Origin of the sequence: Aquabacterium sp., assembly GCF_036279675.1 — a bacterium.
Taxonomy (GTDB): Bacteria; Pseudomonadota; Gammaproteobacteria; order Burkholderiales; family Burkholderiaceae_C; genus Aquabacterium.
Genome location: NZ_DASUIS010000048.1, coordinates 1 through 7,127 on the forward strand (window position 1 = coordinate 1; position 7,127 = coordinate 7,127).

The 7,127-nt window shown below is 63.7% G+C and carries 8 protein-coding genes, 1 other RNA gene and 1 riboswitch; of the genes, 4 read left to right on the plus strand and 5 right to left on the minus strand.

Annotated features, from left to right (window positions below; genetic code table 11):
- From VFW93_RS05275 to VFW93_RS05290, 4 genes are all read right to left on the minus strand, one after another.
- Positions 1-272: iron chelate uptake ABC transporter family permease subunit (locus VFW93_RS05275; protein WP_414639590.1), on the minus strand; the 272-nt coding region annotated here is incomplete at its 3' end.
- Positions 269-1,195, minus strand: coding sequence for a helical backbone metal receptor (locus tag VFW93_RS05280; protein ID WP_329692939.1), 927 nt, complete (start codon positions 1,193-1,195; stop codon positions 269-271). The genes VFW93_RS05280 and VFW93_RS05275, both read right to left, overlap by 4 nt.
- Positions 1,192-1,770: a bifunctional adenosylcobinamide kinase/adenosylcobinamide-phosphate guanylyltransferase gene (gene cobU / locus VFW93_RS05285; protein ID WP_329692940.1), complete on the minus strand. Its 579-nt coding sequence runs from the start codon at positions 1,768-1,770 to the stop codon at positions 1,192-1,194. Before cobU ends, VFW93_RS05280 begins: the two co-directional genes overlap by 4 nt.
- 2 nt (positions 1,771-1,772) lie before the next feature.
- Complete coding sequence (locus tag VFW93_RS05290) at positions 1,773-3,746, minus strand: TonB-dependent receptor (protein ID WP_329692941.1); 1,974 nt, start codon at positions 3,744-3,746, stop codon at positions 1,773-1,775.
- Between the two features lie 81 nt (positions 3,747-3,827).
- Positions 3,828-4,068, minus strand: a riboswitch (cobalamin riboswitch).
- A 71-nt stretch (positions 4,069-4,139) separates the two neighbouring features.
- On the opposite strand from VFW93_RS05290, the gene zapB reads away from it, so the two are divergent.
- The 3 genes from zapB (at position 4,140) to ssrS (ending at position 4,981) form a co-directional block, all read left to right on the plus strand.
- A complete protein-coding gene (zapB, locus tag VFW93_RS05295) occupies positions 4,140-4,379 on the plus strand; it encodes a cell division protein ZapB (RefSeq protein ID WP_329692942.1) in 240 nt (79 codons plus the stop codon).
- A gap of 17 nt (positions 4,380-4,396) precedes the next feature.
- Entirely contained in the window at positions 4,397-4,723 is a 327-nt protein-coding gene (locus VFW93_RS05300; protein ID WP_329692943.1) for a cell division protein ZapA, read from the plus strand.
- A 75-nt stretch (positions 4,724-4,798) separates the two neighbouring features.
- Positions 4,799-4,981: non-coding RNA, 6S RNA (ssrS, locus tag VFW93_RS18950), on the plus strand.
- A 68-nt stretch (positions 4,982-5,049) separates the two neighbouring features.
- Here the strand turns inward: ssrS and VFW93_RS05305 are convergent.
- The gene (locus VFW93_RS05305; RefSeq protein ID WP_329692944.1) at positions 5,050-6,048 is read right to left on the minus strand and encodes a diguanylate cyclase; all 999 of its coding nucleotides are present in this window, start codon (positions 6,046-6,048) and stop codon (positions 5,050-5,052) included.
- A gap of 198 nt (positions 6,049-6,246) precedes the next feature.
- Here VFW93_RS05305 and VFW93_RS05310 point away from each other — a divergent pair.
- The coding region (locus VFW93_RS05310) for an NAD(P)-dependent oxidoreductase (protein ID WP_329692945.1) at positions 6,247-7,127 on the plus strand (881 nt) is incomplete at its 3' end.

Sequence of the window (7,127 nt, forward strand, 5' to 3'; positions counted from 1 at the left end):
GATGAGCTGCCCAGCAAATAGGGCTCGGCCAGAGGATTGCGAAACAAGCCCTGCGCCACCGCGCCACCCAGGCCCAACAGCGCCCCCACCAGCAGGCAGCCCACGGTACGCGGCGCGCGTATCTCCCACACGATCTGGCGCAGGCTCTCATCCGACCAGGCTACCATGGGGTCTTGCCAGCCCGTGCTGCCCATGCCCAGGCCGGCCCAGACCAGCAGCAACATCAAGCCTGCCAGTATCAGTACACCAGGCAGTGCACGTTGGCCACTCACCTGAGCGCTCCTTTGGCGGCCGACGTGCCGGAAGCGGCATAGGCGTTCAAACAGCGCGCCAGCACAGCCGCCCCCATGCCAAGACGCGAGCCCGGCCGCGCCAGCAGGTCGTAGTCGGCGTGCGCGATGGCACACACATGGTGCCCCGCGACCGCCTTCATGCGCGCCCAGCCTGGCCGGGCAGCAAGCCCATCGGCCTCTTCCGCAGCGATCATGATGAGATCAGGGTTGGCGCGCACAACGAATTCAGGATTGAGTTTCGGAAAGGGGCCCAGTTCGGCCGGCACCACATTGACCGCGCCCAGCCGGGTCAGCAACTGACCGATGAACGAGGCTGCCCCCGCAGCATAAGGGGTGGCACCCACCTCGAAGTAAACGCGCATGCCACGCGCCTTCAAGGGCACCTGATCACGGGCCGCGTCGATCTCGGCCTGCAGCGCCTGCCATCGCGGTTCGGCGGCCTGAGGCTGCCCGATCAAGGCCGCGATCTTGCCAAACAGCTTGCGCACTTGAGACAAGTCCTGCGCATCCAGCTCGGCCACGGTCAGGCCCAGAGCCCGCAAGCGCGGCGCCACGCGGGATGAGGGCGCCACCAGCACCAGATCGGGCTTTTGCGCCACGATCAGCTCCACATTGGCGTCGTCCAGGCCACCCAGCTTGGGCAAGGCTTGCACCGAGGCGGGCCAGTTGGACCAACGGTCCGTGGCCACCACCTGCTTGCAGGCGCCCAGTGCACACACGGATTCCGTGATCGACGGCAACAAGGTCACGATGCGCTGCGGCGCACGCGGCAAGCGCACGGTCACACCCCGGTCGTCCACCACGCTGATGCCCTGCGCATGGGCGGGCGGCCCCCAGAAGCACAGCAGCACCACGGCCAACAACACCACGCCCAGGCCCACGCCACGCAATGCGACCGTCATGCCCAGACCTCCACCTCTCGCGTGAAGGCCTGCCCTGCGGCCATCAAGGTGATATGTCCACAAGCCTGCGCGACATCCTGATTGAGCCGCCCCAGTTCATCGACAAAGTGCCGCACCCCGGCCCCCATGGGGATCACGCCCAAACCGATCTCATTGGAGACCAGCAGCACCGGGCCAGACGCGGCACGCAACGCCGACAGCAGGTCAGCCTTCAAGGCGGGCCAGTCTGGCGCAGATGCCCCGCCGCCCTCACCATGTGCAGGCAAGGCAGGCATGAGCACATTGGCCAGCCACAGCGTCAGGCAGTCCACAATGAGCAGCCGATGGGCACTGGCTGCTTCACGCAGCGCGCGACCGAGTTCAACCGGCGCCTCGACAGGCTCGAAGCCGGACGGCCGATCGGCACGATGCCGCGCAATGCGCTCTTGCATCTCTGCATCAGACGCCGTGGCCGTGGCCACCACCGTGACGCCGTGCAAGGGCGATTGCGCCAGCCACCGCATCGCCAGCCGCTCGGCATGGCGCGACTTGCCACTGCGCTGGCCGCCGAGGATGAGGTGGTGGCGTGAGGACATGATCAGAACTGACGGGAGACCGAGAACTTGACGCTGCGGCCCTCATAGGGATACACGCCAGTGGCGGCACAAGAGTAGGCGTAGTTGTACCCCTTTCTGTCCGTCAGGTTCGTACCAGCCACGGCAAAGGTCCAGTCGCGGCTGGTCCAGGCATAACGCCCATCCCAGGTCAGCGATGAGGGGATGCGCGTCGTGCACATATTGTCTGCATCTGCGGCATAGCGCATGGCAGCCAGGTACTGTGCACCGACGTCCAAGCTGTTGTGCTCGTCGATCTGATAGGACGCACGTGCCGTACCGCTGTGAGGCGCCACCAGCACCATTTCCTTGCCGGCATTGGCACCGGAGCGAACGCGTGCCGTGAGCTGTTGCCACGATGCAGACAAAGTCAGAGCGGAGTTCAAGCGCCACTGCCCCTGCAATTCAAGGCCTTGCCTCAAGGTCGGATCCAGGTTCGTGTTGGCCCACACAGGCGCCTCCACGTAGGTGATCTCATTGATGGTGTATTGCCTGAAATAGCGCACCACCAGCGAATCACCGCCTTGCAACCACTTGAGGCCCAGTTCGCGGTCTGCGTTCTTTTGGGGCAGCAGGGGCGCATTGCCGGGCGTCGCGCGGTTCTCGTCGATATTGGGCAACCGGTAGGATGAAGCCAATCGGCCATACACGTCCCAACCCGGTGCCAAGGTCTGACTGAGCCCGACCTCGGCAGCGTGCAGTTTGTCCAGGCGCTCGTAGGCCAGGGGCGACATGAACCAGGCCGAGTTGCCAGGGAAGTCATCCGCCTTTCGGATGCGCTCCTGTCTGGCGCCCAGGCTCAACCGGGTGCCGGACTCAAACGACAGGTCGGACTGGACAAAGAAAGCCTTGTTCTCTTGCGATCCCTGTTCCACCCCATCTGGCCCGGGCTGCGTGAAGTCCCACCCCTGCCAGTCAAAACCTGCGATGGCCTTCAGGTCGGTGCCGCCCAGCTTGCTCGCATACGTCACACGGGGCGTCAGCTGGCTCATGGTACGGCTGGCGTTCACCTGGGCTCCACCGAACATCACGTACGCGTTGTCACGCACGCGCTGCCCGGCGTCCAGTTGCACGGTCCAGTCACCCCGGCTGTAAGCCACATTGGCCAGATAACGGGTTTCCTGATTGCGTGCGAAATCGCTGGCGTAGGCGGGATTGATCCGGCGCCGGTTGCTCAGGTAGGTGCTGTAGGCGATGGCCCCGGGCAACCTGGCGTCCTGGTCCTCCCTTTGCACCCGCAGGCTCGTGCGCCAGTTGGCATCGGCCCATTTCAGCCCCATGGCTGCCACATCCTGGGCGTAGTCGCTGTTGTCCCGAAAGCCGTCCGAACGCACACGCTTGTATGAAGCATCCAGCACCGTCTGCCCGAAACCCAGTTGCGTGGATGCGGATGCGTCTCGCGCGCCATACGAGCCAACAGCCAGGCCGACCTTCGCGGCGCGTACATCGCCCGCGGCCCGTTTGAGGATGACATTGATGACGCCGGACGAGGCACCCTCGCCCCAGATCACGCTGCTGCCACCTCGCACGATCTCGATGCGGTCGATCAGGTCCAGCGCAATGGCGGACAGTCGCGCGGCCGAACCCTCGTTTTCGCTGAGCCGAATGCCATCGACCAGCACCACCAGATTCTGTTCCGAGGTGCTGCCGTAGCCACGCAGATCCAGTGAGAACTCCCGCCCACCATTGAGGTCGGAACGGGCGGCCACACCGCCCAGTTTGCGAACCGCCTCGTTGGCGTCGCTCACACCGGCACGCCGCATCTGCTCGGATGTGATCACTGATGCGCCAATGGGCGCGGTTTGCAGCAATTGCGGCATGCGGCTGGCCGTGATGACGATGGGTTCGACCTCATCCACGCCCTGGGCAACAGCCCAACCAGACAAAGCCACCCCACACGCCACAGCCAAAGCCGAACGCACCCCGGGTGCCACACGCACCGAGTTCAAAAACAACATGTTGAAAACAGACAGATCAAGTGCCCCGGTCAGCGTCCCCGCAGACCACGAGCGAAATGACAAGGCGGACCATTGACGGCCATGCCTCATCCCCTGTCGGCCGGTATCCGGGCTAGGCGGTGCAACTCGCGAAACCTTCCCAGTCGTTTTCAGGTGACCAGTGGTTGTGAACGCAAGCTGAGTCATGAAAGACTCGACCGCCGACCGTTGCGGGGGCAGCGCAAGTCGGGCTGACGTCATCCTGGACGCCGAAGCCCTCTTGCTTCCCGTTTAACTGCACCGGGCGAACCCCAGTGCGAGCACCAACGGGGCGCATTGTAAGGCGCCTACAATGATTGTTCTGCTGTAGAGCCACAAGGCCCCACCGAACCGGGTGGGAAACACGATCCGCCCATGTCCAGAATCGACGAACTCACGGACCGCATCGAGCGCCTGCTGTTACGCCACGAGGAACTGCACCGCACCAATGCGTTGTTGCAGCAACAACTGGCCGTGACCGCCCAGGAGCGTGATTCGCTGCGCGCGCGGCTGTCGGCCGCCCGTGCCCGCATCGACGCCCTGATCGACAAGCTGCCCTCCCACCCAGGTGAGGCCGCTGACGGACACGATGAACCGCCCCACCCTGAAGCCTGACACGAGGTCGGACACGCATGAAGCAGATTGAAGTTTCCATCATGGGCCAGAGCTACCTCCTGGGTTGCCCGGAAGGCGGCGAAGAACGCCTCAAGGAAGCCGTGCACCAGGTGGACCGCGAAATGTGCGCCATCCGTGACAGCGGCAAGCTCAAGGCGCGCGAGCGGATCGCCGTGCTGGCCGCGCTGAACCTGGCCTACATGCTGACCGAGCGCCCTGCCGCCCCCGCCAAGGCCAGCGTGCCCGCCACGCAGTCGGCACCCGAGCTGCCTTCACCTGAATACATCGACAACCTGATCTCTCGTCTGGACCAGGCACTGGACAGCGACGGCCACCTCATCTGAGGGTTTGATCTTGTCAAGAACCCCTGCAAGTCGCTGTATTTGCACGGTCAAACGCGGCGAGAGAAAGTAGAATGAAATCGTCCGTCGCGTTCGTGGTTGTTTTTATTTCCTTGAACCGATGCTCTTCGAGCCAGGGCTTGGAATATTGCGGTACAGGTGTGATCGTCTCGCGTCAGATGAACCCGACGTACCGCTGACCTCGCCCACCTGAATCCCCTGGGTTCAGGAATGCGGCAATCAGTTCTCGGCGGACACTTCATTCATGCAAAAAGGCCAGCTCCCTCGGGAGGCTGGCCTTTTTCTTGGGTGTCGACCTGGCTGGTGCTTCAGTTGGCTGGCACGAACTGGATGCTGGCCAGTGCGATGCGGTTGCCGCCCTTTTCACGCGCCGAGGCCATGGCGCGATCTGCCGCGCGCATCAACTCGTCGATGCCGCCGGCCGTGTGCGGGAAGCTCGCCACACCCATGGCCACCGTGAACGGGATCTGCTGTCCGTTGTACGGCACGATGTGCTGAGCGCACTGGCGACGCAGTTGCTCCATCCTGGAGTGCGCGATCGCCAGGCCGATACCCGACAGCAGCACGATGAAGCGGTCACCACCGAGGCGGCATGGAGAGTCCATGGCGCGGGTATTGGCCCTGAGTAAACGCCCCAGCGCCTCGACCACACGCTCACAACCTTCAACGCCGTGCATGCGACGGATTTCGTCCAGATTGTCGATGGACACCGAGACGAGCGCGAACTCACGCTGCTCGCGGCTGGACAGATCCGCCTCGCGGCGCAACTGTTCTTCGAAGTGGGCACGGTGATACAGACCAGACACGGTATCGCGCACCTGGTTGTCTTCCACGTCCCGGCGCAGCGAATCATTGGCTTTCTGCTGCTGTTCGAGCTGGGCCAGGGCTGATTGAAGCTGGGTTTCGCGACGGCGCGCTTCGGTCACGTCCTGCCAGACAGACAGCAGCTTGCCAGCGCCGCTGGCCTCGTCGACATAAGTCTGGCGCCAGGTCACGAACTCGTGCCGCCCGATGCTCAACTCCAGCTTGTGCTCGGCGCGCACGCCATCGGGCACGGCCTGGGCTTGCTGATCGGCCGCGCGCAAGGCAACCGCCTGAGTGGCATCAAACAATTCGGCATCCACAGCACCCACGATGTGGCGCTGCTCCAGGCCCAGAATACGCGCTGCCGCATCGTTGGCCACGTCGTACCGACCGCTCGCGACGTCTTTGACCAGAACTGCCAATCCCAATTGATCCAGCGCATGCAGGACTGCCTGATTCAGTGCCCCGCCTTGGAGCACCGCAGCTTCAGTGGATTCGGCCATATGAGTCGATGTATTTATTGGATAAATGCCCGCTTCCGTTTGTACCCGAAGCTTCGGCATCAACGGATGAATGTTCGCCGAAAATATCTTGTCTGACTGTCCTTCAAACAAGGGATGTGCACAGAGTTTCCGCTGCTTATGCGGCATTTCGCACACGGTCTGGTGCATATTCAGCTGGTTTTGCAAGCAAACCACATCATGAACAACGAGAAAAAACAGATTGCGCTGCTGGGATGCGGCCTGATGGGGACCCCGATGGCCCACCGACTGCTGGCTGCCGGCTACCCCGTGACGGTCTGGAACCGCACACGCAGCAAGGCCGAGGCTCTGATTGCCGACGGTGCGCGTATCGCGCCCTCACCTTCCCGCGCTGTCGCCAAGGCCGACATCGTCATCACCATGCTGGAAAACGGCGACGTGGTGGAAAACGTGCTGTTCAACTCGGCTTTGCCTGGTGCCGCCGCCGGCTTGCGCCCCGGCACCCTGGTCATCGACATGAGCTCCATCCTGCCCGAGCAGGCGCGCAGCCATGCCGACCAGCTCGACCACCTTGGCGTGCCCGTCCTGGATGCGCCGGTCTCGGGTGGCACCGTGGGCGCCGAAGCCGGCACGCTGGCCATCATGGTGGGGGGCGACCAGGCCGAATTCGAGCGTGCCCGGCCTGTACTGGAGGTGCTGGGCCGCCCCGTCCATGTGGGGCCAACGGGCTCTGGTCAGCTCACCAAACTGGCCAATCAGATGATCGTGGGCATCACCATCGGTGCCGTGGCCGAAGCACTGCTGCTGGCCCAACGTGGTGGCGCCGACCCGGCCAAGGTCCGCGAAGCCCTGCGAGGTGGTTTTGCCGAAAGCCGCATTCTGGAAGTGCACGGCCAACGCATGGTCGAGGGCGACTTCACCAAGCGCGGCTCGCTGGCCATCCAGCTCAAGGACCTGCGCAACGCCTTGCACACGTCGGCTGGCCTGGGCTTTGATGCGCCCATCACGCAACACCTGGCTGCGCTGTATGAAGATGCTGCGCAGCATGGCTTTGCCGATCTCGATCAATCGGGGCTGTATCAGGAGCTGGCGCGTCGCCA